This is a genomic window from Tatumella sp. JGM118 (assembly GCF_018257515.1).
Taxonomy (GTDB): Bacteria; Pseudomonadota; Gammaproteobacteria; order Enterobacterales; family Enterobacteriaceae; genus Tatumella; species Tatumella terrea.
The window spans coordinates 514,735-528,880 of sequence record NZ_JAERJR010000001.1; the positions used below are offsets into that span (position 1 = coordinate 514,735).

Here is a 14,146-nt window from a genome sequence, read left to right on the forward strand (position 1 = left end):
GGCTCAGACTCAGAGTGCAAAATCTTCCAGTGTTTTTCCGGCTTCCATCGCTTTTCTGATCACGGCAGGTGTGCGTCCCTGACCGGTCCAGGTACGGACTTCACCTTTCTCATCGGTGTACTGGTATCTGGCAGGGCGCGCGGCACGACGGGTCCTGGTAGCAGGTTTGGCTTCTGCCACAGATTGCAGCAATTCACTCGGATCAATCCCGTCAGCGATTAACATTTCACGGTATTGTTCCAGCTTACGAATTTTCTCGGCATTGTGAGCGACAGCATGTGATTCTTCTTCACGGCGTTCGTTGACAATAACTTCAAATTTTTCCAGCATATCTTCCAGCGTTTCGATGCTGTATTCTCTGGCTTGCGCACGCAGTGTACGAATATTATTCAACGATTTAATGGCATCGCTCATTGTCCGGATCTCACAATTTAATTGGTTATTATGCGTAAGGATATAATCATAGTCTGCGGTAAAATTTACTGCAACTGAATACTATGCCGGCGTTTATAAATAAAGCGTAAAGACGTTTTACCGAAGGGGAGGACGGATGGGTCATTTATCCTCAGGCAGGTAATGTAAACCTGTCTTTTAATTACCGGTAAATGCATCATCACATTTTCAGTTGACGATTATGTTAATATAACCGCTATTATTCCTTCCTGATCGGGATCTTTCTGATGGCACAGCTTTACTTCTATTATTCAGCAATGAACGCCGGAAAATCGACATCGTTGCTGCAATCCTCTTATAACTATCATGAACGGGGAATGAAGACGGTTATTTATACCGCAGAAATCGATAACCGGTTTGGTCACGGCAAAGTCAGTTCACGGATCGGGCTGTCGGCAGAGGCGCTGTTATACCGTCCGGGGACAGATATTGCGGAGCAGGTCGCAGAAATACATGAGCGCGATAAAATCCACTGTGTGCTGGTGGATGAAAGCCAGTTTCTGACCCGGGATCAGGTCAGGCAGCTCACCATTGTCACGGATTCGCTGGATATTCCTGTGCTGTGCTACGGGTTACGTACCGATTTTCGCGGAGAACTGTTCGAAGGCAGTCAGTACCTGCTGGCCTGGGCAGACAAACTGGTCGAGCTGAAGACCATTTGTCACTGCGGCCGAAAGGCGAGCATGGTACTTCGCCTCGACAGCCAGGGGAAGCCGTTTAAAGAAGGGGAGCAGGTGGTTATTGGCGGGAATGAACGGTATATCTCGGTCTGCCGTAAACATTACTGGCAGGCGATTGATGAGAACAGCACGGATGCGATTTATGGTAACGGGCAACCCCCGGTATAACGACTTTCCCGGTACTGTGCCAGGCTGCCGGTTTACCGGCAGCCTGTGAGCAGGGTTATTTCACTTTTTTACGGCTTTTAGCGGTGACCGGCTTCTCTTCGTTTTTTTGGTCATGATTGTCGGGGACTTCGCTGAATTCACGTCCGTAATAGCTATCCAGCATTAACTGCCTCAGTTCACTGATTAACGGATAACGCGGGTTAGCCCCGGTACACTGATCATCGAAGGCATCTTCGGCCAGCTTATCCACACGGGCAAGGAAGTCAGCTTCCTGAACACCGGCATCGCGGATAGATTTCGGAATACCCAGGTCCGCTTTAATCTCTTCCAGCCAGTGCAGTAATGCCGTGATCTTGCCGGCAGTGCGATCACCGGGCTGACCTAAGCCCAGATGGTCGGCAATTTCGGCATAGCGGCGGCGGGCCTGCGGACGATCGTACTGGCTGAAGGCGGTCTGCTTGGTCGGGTTATCATTGGCGTTATAGCGGATGACGTTCGTGATCAGCAGAGCATTGGCGAGGCCGTGTGGAATATGGAATTCTGATCCCAGTTTATGCGCCATGGAGTGACATACGCCTAAGAAGGCATTCGCAAAGGCAATACCCGCAATGGTGGCGGCATTGTGCACGCGTTCACGGGCAATAGGATTTTTTGCTCCTTCATGATAACTGGCCGGCAGATTCTCTTTCAGCAGTTTCAGTGCCTGTAATGCCTGTCCGTCAGAATACTCGTTCGCCAGCACAGACACATACGCTTCGAGCGCATGTGTGACCGCATCCAGCCCGCCGAAGGCACACAGTGACTTCGGCATATCCATCACCAGATTCGCATCCACAATCGCCATATCCGGGGTCAGCGCATAATCAGCCAGCGGATATTTTAATCCGGTCGCATCATCGGTCACCACCGCAAATGGCGTCACTTCTGAACCGGTACCGGAAGTAGTGGTAATCGCCACCAGGCTGGCTTTTACTCCCATTTTCGGGAACTTATAGATACGTTTACGGATATCCATAAAGCGTAACGCCAGCTCTTCGAAATGCGTTTCCGGATGTTCATACATCACCCACATGATCTTGGCGGCATCCATCGGGGAGCCTCCGCCCAGCGCGATTATGACATCGGGTTTGAAACTATGCATCTGTGCAGCGCCCTGGCGCACAATACTGAGCGTCGGGTCCGCCTCCACTTCAAAGAATACCTCAGTTTCCACGCCGTGCGCTTTTAAAACCCGGGTCACCTGATCGGCATAACCATGATTAAACAGGTAGCGATCCGTCACGATAAAAGCACGCCTGGCCCCGTCACTGGCGATCTCTTCAAGAGCAACCGGCAATGAGCCGCGACGGAAATAAATGGATTTAGGAAGTTTGTGCCATAGCATATTTTCAGCCCGTTTAGCGACGGTTTTTTTATTGATCAGGTGTTTCGGCCCGACGTTTTCAGAAATGGAGTTGCCCCCCCAGGATCCACAGCCCAAAGTCAGGGAAGGCGCCAGTTTGAAGTTATAAAGGTCACCGATCCCGCCCTGTGACGCCGGGGTATTGATAAGAATGCGCGCCGTCTTCATCTTTTCGCCAAACAGTTTCACTCTTTCTGTCTGGTTATCCTGGTCCGTATACAGGCAGGAGGTATGGCCAATACCGCCCATCTCTACCAGTTTTTCTGCTTTGGTCAGGGCATCTTCAAAACCGGTCGCCCGATACATGGCGAGGGTGGGAGACAGTTTTTCATGTGCAAAAGGTTCGCTTTCATCGATATCCGTCACTTCGCCGATCAGGATCTTGGTATCGGCAGGCACGATAATACCCGCCATTTCGGCGATTTTCGGTGCTGGCTGGCCCACGATGGCGGCATTCAGCGCGCCGTTCTTCAGAATCACTCCACGGACGGCCTGCAGTTCCTCGCCCTGCAGCAGGTAACCGCCATGCGAGGCAAAGCGCTGGCGAACCGCGTCATAAATCTGCGTATCGACAATTACGGACTGCTCAGAGGCGCAGATAACGCCATTATCAAAGGTTTTTGACATCAGAATAGAAGCGACGGCACGTTTTATATCCGCAGTTTCATCGATGACCACAGGCGTATTCCCCGCCCCGACGCCAATGGCAGGCTTACCTGAACTGTACGCGGCTTTCACCATACCCGGCCCGCCGGTCGCCAGGATAAGGTTAATATCAGGGTGATGCATCAACTGGTTCGACAGTTCGACAGAGGGCTCATCGATCCAGCCAATAATGTCCGGAGGAGCACCCGCGGCAATGGCCGCCTGTAAGACAATCTCTGCGGCTTTATTGGTCGCGTTTCTGGCTCGCGGGTGGGGGGAGAAAATGATACCATTCCGGGTCTTCAGACTGATCAGTGCTTTGAAGATAGCCGTTGAGGTAGGATTGGTGGTCGGGACGATACCGCAAATAATGCCGATAGGTTCAGCGATGGTGATGGTTCCAAACGTATCATCGGTCTCGAGGATACCGCAGGTTTTTTCGTCTTTATACGCGTTATAAATATATTCGGAAGCAAAGTGATTTTTGATCACTTTGTCTTCAATGATCCCCATCCCTGATTCAGCAACGGCCATCTTTGCTAAGGGGATTCTGGCATCGGCGGCGGCGAGTGCCGCGGCACGGAAGATCTTGTCAACCTGTTCCTGACTGAATCCGGCAAAGATCCGTTGGGCATTTTTAACCCGCCCGACCAGTGCATTTAACCCGGCAACGTTTGTGACAGTCATGATTATCTCCTGAAGGAAAATTAAACTTTTTAGTAAACAAACGCGAGGGCTATGGGTGCTTCAGGGGTAATACGAATGTTTACTAAAAAGGTTTCACTTCAGCACTGTCGGGTCAGGGATAGAGTATCGGCATCTGCAGGGAGGCATACTGATACAGATCAAGTCAGTGCCAGGCTGATACCATTCAGCGTGAACATTCGCGATGGCCGGGAAGAGGGCGGTTCAGGGGGATAAAATCACGGAGGGCAGAGCAGGCGTAACTCCGGTTTGAGGTCACAGAAAAAATAACAGAAGGGGTTGCCTGGCGCCTGTAATAGTGCTTTTCCTGCAGTGTCGACCTGTCTATACTTACGCATCGATCTTCGCCCCCCAGCCTGAGGTACACTTTGTCTTCTTTTCTTTCCGATCTGCCGACTTATATCAAATTCTACATCGGGTTATTTGCGTTGGTGAATCCGGTCGGCATCATTCCTGTGTTTATCACCCTGACCAGTACACAGGGAACCGTCGAGCGCCATAAAACCAACATGACGGCCAACTTATCGGTTGCCATCATCCTGTGGATTTCATTGTTACTGGGCAACAGTATTCTGGCCCTGTTCGGCATTTCGATCGACTCGTTCCGTATCGCCGGCGGTATTCTGGTGGTGACCATTGCGATGTCAATGATCAGCGGAAAAATCGGTGAGGATAAGCAAAATAAACAAGAGAAAGCACAAACCTCTGAACCGCATGAGAATCTGGGGGTCGTTCCGTTAGCCCTGCCTCTGATGGCCGGGCCCGGAGCCATCAGCTCGACCATTGTCTGGGGAACGCGCTATGACTCCTGGGTCAATATTCTCTGCTTCTCGGTGATGATTGCACTTTTTGCCGCCAGCTGCTGGTTACTGTTCCGTGCAGCGCCGATGATGGCTCGTGTTCTGGGTCAGACAGGCATCAACGTGATCACACGAATTATGGGGCTGTTACTGATGGCATTGGGTATCGAATTTATAGTGACCGGTATTCGTGCGTTGTTCCCCGGCTTATCTGTCCTGCATTAACTTAATTCGCGCCAATTTCACACCTCACCAAAATGGGGCACCCTTTTGGTGAGGTTGCACCATGACGCATCCTCGCCATTCCTGCCGGTAATAATTCTCCTGCTGTTATTAGCAGCGTTTCTGATTAAAGATTGTTCGCCTGGTTTTTTACACAAGTCAGAATGTCGGTCAGTTTCCTGACAGATTAGAAATTTTCATTACGGATAACATTTATTGGCATACTTCATGCATTAAATAGTTTTTTATTGTGAACTTTATCGCTTTGTAGTGATTATGTTTCATAATGTTGATTATGTTTCATTGTGTGAAGGTGAATCATTTCTCTGTGAAATTATCCTGCTATCAATACATCAGATTTATTCACGAGTAAAAAAAAGACAGACACAGTAACGACGGTAAGGAAATAATCAGTAAAACACTCCCTGTGTAAGGGGGGCCTGGCCGTCAGACAATAACAAATGCAAACAACGGAGCCGGAAAATGAGCAAATTACCTGGTAAAAAACTACTCGCAGCAGGGATTGTCCTTGCAATGAGCCAGATGGCTATTCAGCAGGCCCTGGCCGCGGACGTCCCGGCCGGGGTCACACTGGCCGCGAAACAGGAATTAACAAAAGGTAATGGCGGGGAAGTACAGTCCCTGGATCCGCATAAAATTGAAGGTAATCCGGAAAGTAATGTCAGTTATGATTTGCTGGAAGGGCTGGCGACTGTCGGAACCAACGGCAAAGTGATCCCCGGGGTGGCAGAAAGCTGGGAAAATAAAGACGGTAAAGTCTGGACCTTCCACTTACGTAAAAATGCCCTCTGGTCGAACGGTGCTCCGGTGACCGCTCAGGACTTCGTCTACAGCTGGCGCAGGCTGGTCAACCCAAAAACAGCCTCGCCGTATGCCAGTTATCTGCAATACGGGCATGTGGAAAATGTGGATGACATCATTGCCGGTAAAAAATCGCCGGACCAGTTGGGTGTAAAAGCGCTGGATGATCATACACTGCAAGTGACACTGACCACATCGGTTCCCTTTTTCGATCAGCTACTGACGTATGCCGCACTCTCTCCGGTTTATCCGCCGGTAGTCGAAAAATATGGCGATCAGTGGACATTACCGCAGCATTGGGTCGGAAACGGTGCCTATACCCTGCAGGCCCATATTGTGAACGAAAAAATCGTCGTCGTGCGTAACCCGAAATACTGGGATAATGCCCATACGGTGATCAATAAAGTGACTTTCCTGCCGATCGATTCTGAAGTGAATGACGTCAATCGCTTCTACTCAGCAGATGGCAGTGATGTCAGCTATAACAACCTGCCTATCGAATTATTCCGTAAGCTGAAGCAGGATCACCCGAAAGACCTGCATGTTGACCCTTATCTCTGCACCTATTTCTATGAGCTGAATAATAAGTCTGCGCCATTCAATGATGCCCGCGTCCGTACCGCCATCAAACTCGGACTGGATCGCGATATCATCGTGAATAAAGTCCTGGCTCAGGGACAAACCCCGGCCTACAGCCTGACCGATCCTGCCACCAATGGAATCGATGTGACAAAACCGGCCTGGTTCACCGAAACCCAGGCGCAACGTAATGACGAGGCCAAAAAATTACTGCAGGAAGCCGGTTACGGTCCGGGACACCCGCTGACCTTTACGTTGCTCTATAACACGTCTGATCTGCATAAAAAGCTGGCCATTGCTGCCGCGTCCATCTGGAAGAAAAATCTGGGTGTGAATGTGGTACTGGAAAACCAGGAATGGAAGACTTATCTGGACTCCCGACATCAGGGAACCTATCAGATGGCGCGTGCCGGCTGGTGTGCGGATTATAACGAGCCAAGTTCATTCCTGAACACGATGCAGACCGGTGACAGTAATAACACCGCGTTCTATTCAGATACCGCTTTCGATCAGGCGCTGAAAGATGCTGCCAATGCCGGCGATGCTGCACAGCGTGCGGCGGATTATCAAAAAGCTGAACAGATCATGGATAAAGATTCCGCTATTGTTCCGGTATTCTATTATGCCAATACCCGGCTGGTGAAAACCTATGTCGGTGGCTACACCGGTAAAGACCCGCTTGACCATGTTTACGATAAAAACTTATATATAATCAAGCACTAATTTATTTTACGGGTCCGGTCTGTGTCTGTGGCACAGGCCGGTTTTCCGGTCAGAAATGTCGGTAGCAATGGAATTAAGGTAATGCCATGTTAAAATTTATTTTGCGGCGGGTCGCAGAGGCGATCCCGACGCTGTTTATATTAATTACTATCTCCTTCTTTATGATGCGGCTGGCCCCGGGCAGCCCTTTCACCGGAGAGCGTAATCTCCCCCCGGAAGTCATGGCGAATATCGAAGCCAGTTATCACCTGAATGAGCCTATTGGCGAACAGTATGTTGACTATCTGGTCAAACTGGCCCACGGCGACTTCGGACCGTCGTTTAAATATAAAGATTTCAGTGTTAACTATCTGATAGGCCAGGCCTTCCCGGTATCTGCGTCGCTGGGGCTGGCAGCCTTCTGTTTTGCGATGGTGTGCGGTATCGGTGCCGGCATTATTGCTGCTCTGCGACAAAACACCTTCTGGGACTATGCTGTGATGGGGGTGGCGATGACCGGTGTGGTGATCCCTTCATTTGTTGTCGCGCCGCTACTGGTCCTGATCTTCGCTATTACCCTGAAATGGCTGCCCGGCGGGGGATGGAATGGCGGACAATGGCAGTTCGTGTTATTGCCCATGCTGGCCCTGTCGCTGGCGTATATCTCCAGTATTGCCCGCATCATGCGCAGTTCAATGATTGAAGTGATGCATTCTGACTATATCCGTACGGCACGTGCCAAAGGCATGCCGATGCGCCGGATTGTCTTCCGTCACGCCCTGCGTCCGGCATTACTGCCGGTGGTGTCCTATATGGGGCCAGCCTTCGTGGGCATCATTACCGGATCGATGGTGATTGAGTCGATTTTCGGGTTGCCGGGCATCGGGCAGTTGTTTGTGAATGGTGCACTGAACCGCGATTATTCACTGGTACTCAGCCTGACGATCCTGGTCGGGGTGCTGACCATTGCTTTTAACGCCATCGTCGATATTCTGTATGCCGTTATCGACCCGAAAATTCGCTACTGATGGCGGGAGTTAACCATGATTTTATTTAAAAGAAATAAAGAGCTTACGCAAAGTTTACTGGGTGAGAGCCCGATTAAAGGACGCAGCCTGTGGCAGGATGCCGGTCGCCGTTTTATTCATAACCGTGCGGCACTGGTCAGCCTGTTTCTGCTGCTGCTGATCGTTCTGTTCGTGGCTTTCGCGCCGCTGTTATCGCCATTTGCCTATGATGATACCGACTGGAATATGATGTCTGCTGCGCCCGATTTAAGTTCCGGCCACTGGTTCGGCACTGACTCGTCAGGCCGCGATCTGCTGGTGCGGGTGGCGATTGGCGGGCGTATCTCTCTGATGGTGGGGATCGCGTCAGCGGCGATCGCCGTGATTGTCGGGACGCTGTATGGCTCGATTGCCGGCTACGTCGGTGGTAAAACCGATGCCTTCATGATGCGTCTGCTGGAAATCCTCAATTCCTTTCCGTTCATGTTTTTCGTCATTCTGCTGGTGACCTTCTTTGGCCGCAATATCCTGCTGATCTTCGTCGCTATCGGGATGGTGTCCTGGCTGGATATGGCGCGTATTGTCCGCGGGCAAACGCTGGCTCTGAAAGGCAAAGAGTATATCGAAGCGGCACGGGTGGCCGGAGTCTCCACCAGCGGCATTGTTATCAGACACATTATCCCGAATGTGCTGGGGGTCGTCGTGGTGTATGCCTCATTGCTGGTGCCAGGAATGATCCTGTTTGAATCCTTCCTGAGTTTCCTTGGCCTGGGGACCCAGGAGCCACTGAGCAGCTGGGGCGCTCTGTTAAGTGACGGGGCAAACTCCATGGAAGTCTCCCCGTGGTTATTACTGTTTCCGGCCAGCTTTCTGGTGGTCACTCTGTTTTGTTTTAACTTTATCGGCGATGGCCTGCGTGATGCCCTCGACCCGAAAGATCGCTAAGGAGCACCGCAATGACTGTTGAACACATCCGGCCGCAGCCGTTACTGGCGGTAAAAGATCTGCGGGTCACTTTCTCGACCCACGATGGTGATGTTACCGCGGTGAATAACCTGAGCTTTGATCTGAACGAAGGCGAAACACTGGGGATTGTCGGCGAATCCGGTTCGGGTAAGTCCCAGACCGCGTTCGCGCTGATGGGCTTACTGGCCAGAAACGGCAAAGTCGCCGGGTCAGCACAATTTCGCGGCCAGGAGCTGCTGAACCTGCCCGAGAAACAGCTGAATCAGTTGCGTGCCGGGCAGATTGGTATGATCTTCCAGGACCCGATGACTTCCCTTAATCCGTATATGAAAGTCGGTGAGCAGTTGATTGAAGTGCTGACGCTGCATAAAGGACTGAGTCATAAAACAGCATTTGAAGAATGTGTAAAAATGCTGGATGCAGTAAAAATACCGGCTGCACGACAGCGTATGAAGATGTATCCCCATGAATTTTCCGGCGGCATGCGTCAGCGGGTTATGATTGCGATGGCATTGTTGTGTCAGCCGCGTTTGCTGATTGCCGATGAACCGACCACGGCACTGGATGTCACCGTGCAGGCGCAAATCATGACATTGCTGAATGAGCTTAAGCGGGAGTTTTCGACCTCAATCATTCTGATCACCCATGACCTGGGTGTGGTCGCCGGGGGCTGTGACAAAGTGCTGGTGATGTACGGTGGCCGCACAATGGAGTATGCCACCGCCAATGAGCTGTTTGCCCGTCCTGCTCACCCCTATACCCGTGGCCTGTTGAAAGCGGTGCCGCGGCTGGATCGTGAGGACAGTGAACTGCGCACCATCCCGGGGAATCCACCTAACCTGCTGAATTTACCTTCCGGCTGTCCGTTCCGTCCGAGATGTGAATTTGCGATGCCGGTGTGTGAAACCTCACCGGCTGCCGTCATGAGTGCAGAAGGCAGGATCAGAGCCTGCCACAGAAGTGTGGAGGAAGTACAATGATAACGGCCAATGAATCCCGGAACCCGTTACTGCTTGAAGTCAAAGGGTTAAAAGTCTGGTTTGATGTCAGACAAAAGAAGCAATGGTTCTGGCAATCTCCGCAAAGACTGAAAGCGGTGGACGGTGTCAGTTTCCGGCTGCATCAGGGAGAAACCCTCGGAGTGGTCGGGGAGTCTGGTTGCGGAAAATCGACGCTGGCACGGGCGGTGATCGGTCTGGTGAAAGCCACCGAAGGCAGTATCTGCTGGATGGGCAAAGAACTTAGCGGCCAGAATGCGGAAGAATGGCAAAAGGCCCGCGGGGATATCCAGATGATTTTCCAGGATCCGCTCGCCTCGCTTGACCCGCGAATGACCATCGGTGACATCATTGCAGAACCGCTGCGCAGCCGGCGTCCGCGGGTTTCCGGCGCAGAAATCAGGGAACGCGTGCAGGCTATGATGCAGAAAGTAGGTCTGCTGCCGAATATGATTAACCGCTATCCTCATGAGTTCTCTGGCGGCCAGTGCCAGAGGATCGGCATCGCCAGGGCGCTGATTCTGGAGCCTAAACTGATTATCTGTGATGAGCCGGTGTCGGCGCTGGATGTGTCTATCCAGGCGCAGGTCGTTAATCTGCTGAAAAAGCTGCAACGGGAAATGGGGCTGGCGTTAATCTTTATCGCCCATGACCTGGCGGTGGTAAAACACATCTCCGATAAGGTTATGGTCATGTACCTCGGGCATGCGGTTGAAACGGGTGATGATGACAAAGTCTATACCACACCGGCACACCCCTATACCCGGGCACTGATGTCAGCTGTCCCGCTGCCGGACCCGGAACTGGAAAGGAACAAAACTATTCAGTTACTGGAGGGTGAGTTACCTTCACCGATTAATCCGCCCCGGGGTTGTGTCTTCTGTACCCGCTGCCCGCTGGCGGAGGACCGGTGCCGGAATGAGCGGCCTCAGATACAGGGCGATGCCACCCATACGGTTGCCTGTCTGAAAGCTGAAGCACTCTGAGAGCTAATATGACGGGTGGGTGATCGACACACGTCACAGGAAGCCGGGGTTACCCGGCTTCTTTTCTCCCGAAGACTCCACTCCTGACCGTCGGTTCTGTCATCCCCGGCACGACGCCCCCCCGAAGAATCGTCCAAATTCTGAAAGAATAAAACCCTGTCATATACTGTACCGCGGGTCTGACGCGACCCGGACTTTGTGGGCCGTTATCAGTCCCTGCCAGCCGATTTCATGTCCCACCTCTGCGTAAGCCATGCGATGGCGGGAGGACGGGCATGACCTCCCTGAGCGTGTACCCTGGCATTTCTCAGGTCAGACAGCCGAAAGGGCGATACCAGCGGCCATTTTCGGGAGGGCTAAGCGATGGCTCCCCGGGATAAAGGTGCTGCGGCGCCGGAAATCTGGTGACGGAGGCTGTCAGCCTCCATGCCCGTCCGGAACCCGCAGAATAACCGCAAAGGCAGAGCCTGAATAAATCACTGGTAAACAGGGCGCAGTAGCGCAGTGCCTCCGGGGGGGCTCAGGGAAAGCGAACGCATCCGTTGGATGCAGGAAATACAACGTATCCGCTCCCGTATCGTACGTAGTTTACGGTCTGCGTTATAACTTAATCGGCGGCGTCACGAATCTTTAAGGATAATAGCCGGAACAGACGGGAGGGCGTTACGGTAATAAACAGGAGGGTGTAGCACAGTATTTTTGATCACCCTGAAAGCGAACGCATCCGTTGGAGGCAGGAAATACAACGTATCCGCTCCCGTATCGTACGTAGTTAACGGCCCGGTTATATCTTAATCGGCGGCGTCACGAATCTTTAAGGATAATAGCCGGAGCAGACGGGAGGGCGTTACGGCAATAAACAGGATGGTGTAGCGTAGTACTTTTGATCACCCTGAAAGCGAACGCATCCGTTGGATGCATGAAATAAACGTATCCGCTCCCGTTTCATACGTAGTTAACGGTCCGGGTTATATCTCAATCGGCGGTGTCACGAATCTTTAAGGATAAGAGCCGGAACAGACGGGAGGGTGTTACTGCTATAAACAGGAGGGTATTGTGCAGTGTCTTTGAGCACCGGGAGGGTGACACCGCCGGCGGAGCGGCGGTGACAGCGGGCTTATTGGCTGGCAGCCCGGAGAATCATTACTCACGCCACAGAATATGGCACAGCTTATGATCTTTTTCACGGCAGAGCAGTACACGGGCAAAAATATCTGTCACAGGGTCTGCTTCAGTCTCACCGAGGCCAATAACCACCTCAGCAAAAAAATCAGGATTCAGATCGAAATCGACATGTTCCTGCCAGTCTTCAGCCGGGTCCAGTAATTCAGCGCTGCCACGCTCTTCGAACTGCAGGTTAAACAGAATGATATCTGCCGGTTCCAGGTTATCTCCGGCCAGCTCAAGAAAAATATCGTAAGCCTGCTCCAGCGTTTCATCTTCAGTAAGACGATTATTCAGATCCATATTTAGCCTGTACTTATCAAAAGTGTCTATGCGGCTTTTTTACAGCAAAGGACTAAAGAAGTAAAACAGTCGTTCCAGAATCCGCCGCCAGTATGAGCGTTTCGCCCATTCCGCACCGCTCAGCCGTGTTGATCGCTCAATATAATCCTGCTGTACCAGGTCGACATCATTACCAAAATCGCCATCATCCACCACCAGCGTGACTTCAAAATTCAGCCACAGGCTGCGCATGTCCAGGTTGACGGTACCGACCAGACTCAGTTCGCCGTCGACGAGCACACTTTTGGTATGCAGCAAACCGTCAGAGAATTGATAAATCTTTACGCCAGCCTCCAGCAGTTCAGTAAAGAATGCGCGGCTAGCCCAGTCGACCAGCATGGAATCGTTCTTTTGAGGAACGATCAGGCGAACATCCACACCACGCAGGGCGGCGGTGCAGATAGCGTGCAGCAGGTCATCACTGGGGACAAAGTAGGGTGTGGTCATGGTCAGTTGTTCACGTGCCGAGTAAATCGCAGTGAGCAGCGCCTGGTGGATCATATCTTCCGGAAAGCCCGGTCCGGAAGCGATGACCTGAATAATGTGGCCGCTGGCTTGTTCAAACGGCATCACGACCTGGTCCGGTTGCGGAGGTAAAATCCGTTTACCGGTCTCTATCTCCCAGTCACAGGAGTAAACGATGCCCAGCGTGATGGCCACAGGGCCTTCCATGCGGGCCATCAGGTCGACCCACTGGCCGACACCGGCATCCTGCTTGAAAAAGCGCGGGTCCACCAGGTTCATACTGCCGGTATAAGCAATATAATTATCGATCAGTACGATTTTCCGGTGTTGCCGCAGATCCATGCGTCGCAGGAAAACCCTCAACAGATTAACCTGTAAGGATTCGACAACCTCGATACCGGCCTTGCGTAGTTTTTTTGGCCACGGGCTTTTAAAAAACTGGCGGCTACCGGCGGAATCCAGCATCAGGCGACAGTGAACACCCCGCTGAGCAGCATCCATAAAGGCTTCGGCCACTTCATCGGCCAGCCCGCCGGGCTGCCAGATATAAAAGACCATCTCGATATTATGGCTGGCCTGGCGGATATCTTTGACCAGCGAAGCCATCACATCATCAGGGTGTGTCAGTAACGTAAGCTGATTACCGCGGACACCGGCAATCCCGTGGCGATGCTCGCACAATTTAAACAGCGCACTGGCGACATCACTGGACCGGGTCGCGAAAATGTGTGAGGACTTTCTTAACTCCGCCAGCCAGCGGGCGGTGGAGGGCCACATCGTTCTCGCGCGTTCTGCACGGCGTTTACCCAGATAGAGTTCACCGAAGCTCAGATAAGCGATAATGCCGACCAGAGGCAGGATATAGATAATCAGCAACCAGACCATCGAAGAGGATACGGTTCTTCTCTTCATCAGGATCCGGAGGGTAACCCCTGCAATCAATAGCCAGTAGCCAAATAATATTAACCCGTTGAGCAGGGAATAGAATGTCGTCATTAAGTGGAAGTCCGGTTCACGCTTTCGTGTAATGAGTTTACGTT

The 14,146-nt window shown here is 51.9% G+C and carries 11 protein-coding genes; 7 read left to right on the forward strand and 4 right to left on the reverse strand.

Annotated elements, in window-relative coordinates:
* Positions 1–9: 9 nt before the first annotated feature.
* A complete protein-coding gene (gene hns, locus JK223_RS02370) occupies positions 10–414 on the reverse strand; it encodes a histone-like nucleoid-structuring protein H-NS (protein ID WP_212712597.1) in 405 nt (134 codons plus the stop codon).
* A 266-nt stretch (positions 415–680) separates the two neighbouring features.
* Between hns and JK223_RS02375 the strand changes: the two genes are divergently transcribed.
* A complete protein-coding gene (locus tag JK223_RS02375; RefSeq protein ID WP_212712598.1) occupies positions 681–1,301 on the forward strand; it encodes a thymidine kinase in 621 nt (206 codons plus the stop codon).
* Between the two features lie 55 nt (positions 1,302–1,356).
* Here JK223_RS02375 and adhE read toward each other — a convergent pair whose 3' ends face one another.
* Positions 1,357–4,035: a bifunctional acetaldehyde-CoA/alcohol dehydrogenase gene (gene adhE / locus JK223_RS02380; protein WP_212712599.1), complete on the reverse strand. Its 2,679-nt coding sequence runs from the start codon at positions 4,033–4,035 to the stop codon at positions 1,357–1,359.
* Positions 4,036–4,421: 386 nt separating this feature from the next.
* Here adhE and JK223_RS02385 point away from each other — a divergent pair, with 386 nt between their 5' ends.
* From JK223_RS02385 to oppF, 6 genes are all read left to right on the forward strand, one after another.
* Positions 4,422–5,078, forward strand: a complete 657-nt coding sequence (locus JK223_RS02385; RefSeq protein WP_212712600.1) for a YchE family NAAT transporter — start codon at positions 4,422–4,424, stop codon at positions 5,076–5,078.
* A 480-nt stretch (positions 5,079–5,558) separates the two neighbouring features.
* Positions 5,559–7,199 (forward strand): ABC transporter substrate-binding protein, encoded by a 1,641-nt coding sequence (locus JK223_RS02390; protein WP_212712601.1) that lies wholly within the window; start codon positions 5,559–5,561, stop codon positions 7,197–7,199.
* 86 nt (positions 7,200–7,285) lie between these two features.
* Positions 7,286–8,206, forward strand: a complete 921-nt coding sequence (gene oppB / locus JK223_RS02395) for an oligopeptide ABC transporter permease OppB (RefSeq protein ID WP_212712602.1) — start codon at positions 7,286–7,288, stop codon at positions 8,204–8,206.
* A gap of 15 nt (positions 8,207–8,221) precedes the next feature.
* Complete coding sequence (gene oppC, locus JK223_RS02400) at positions 8,222–9,130, forward strand: oligopeptide ABC transporter permease OppC (protein WP_212712603.1); 909 nt, start codon at positions 8,222–8,224, stop codon at positions 9,128–9,130.
* An 11-nt stretch (positions 9,131–9,141) separates the two neighbouring features.
* Positions 9,142–10,131: an oligopeptide ABC transporter ATP-binding protein OppD gene (gene oppD, locus JK223_RS02405; protein ID WP_212712604.1), complete on the forward strand. Its 990-nt coding sequence runs from the start codon at positions 9,142–9,144 to the stop codon at positions 10,129–10,131.
* On the forward strand, positions 10,128–11,135 hold the full coding sequence (gene oppF, locus JK223_RS02410) for a murein tripeptide/oligopeptide ABC transporter ATP binding protein OppF (RefSeq protein WP_212712605.1): 1,008 nt from the start codon (positions 10,128–10,130) through the stop codon (positions 11,133–11,135). Before oppD ends, oppF begins: the two co-directional genes overlap by 4 nt.
* 1,143 nt (positions 11,136–12,278) lie before the next feature.
* On the opposite strand, the gene JK223_RS02415 is transcribed toward oppF, so the two are convergent.
* Positions 12,279–12,602, reverse strand: a complete 324-nt coding sequence (locus JK223_RS02415; RefSeq protein WP_029990344.1) for an HI1450 family dsDNA-mimic protein — start codon at positions 12,600–12,602, stop codon at positions 12,279–12,281.
* 39 nt (positions 12,603–12,641) lie between these two features.
* Positions 12,642–14,102, reverse strand: a complete 1,461-nt coding sequence (gene cls, locus JK223_RS02420) for a cardiolipin synthase (RefSeq protein WP_212712606.1) — start codon at positions 14,100–14,102, stop codon at positions 12,642–12,644.
* Between the last annotated feature and the right edge of the window lie 44 nt (positions 14,103–14,146).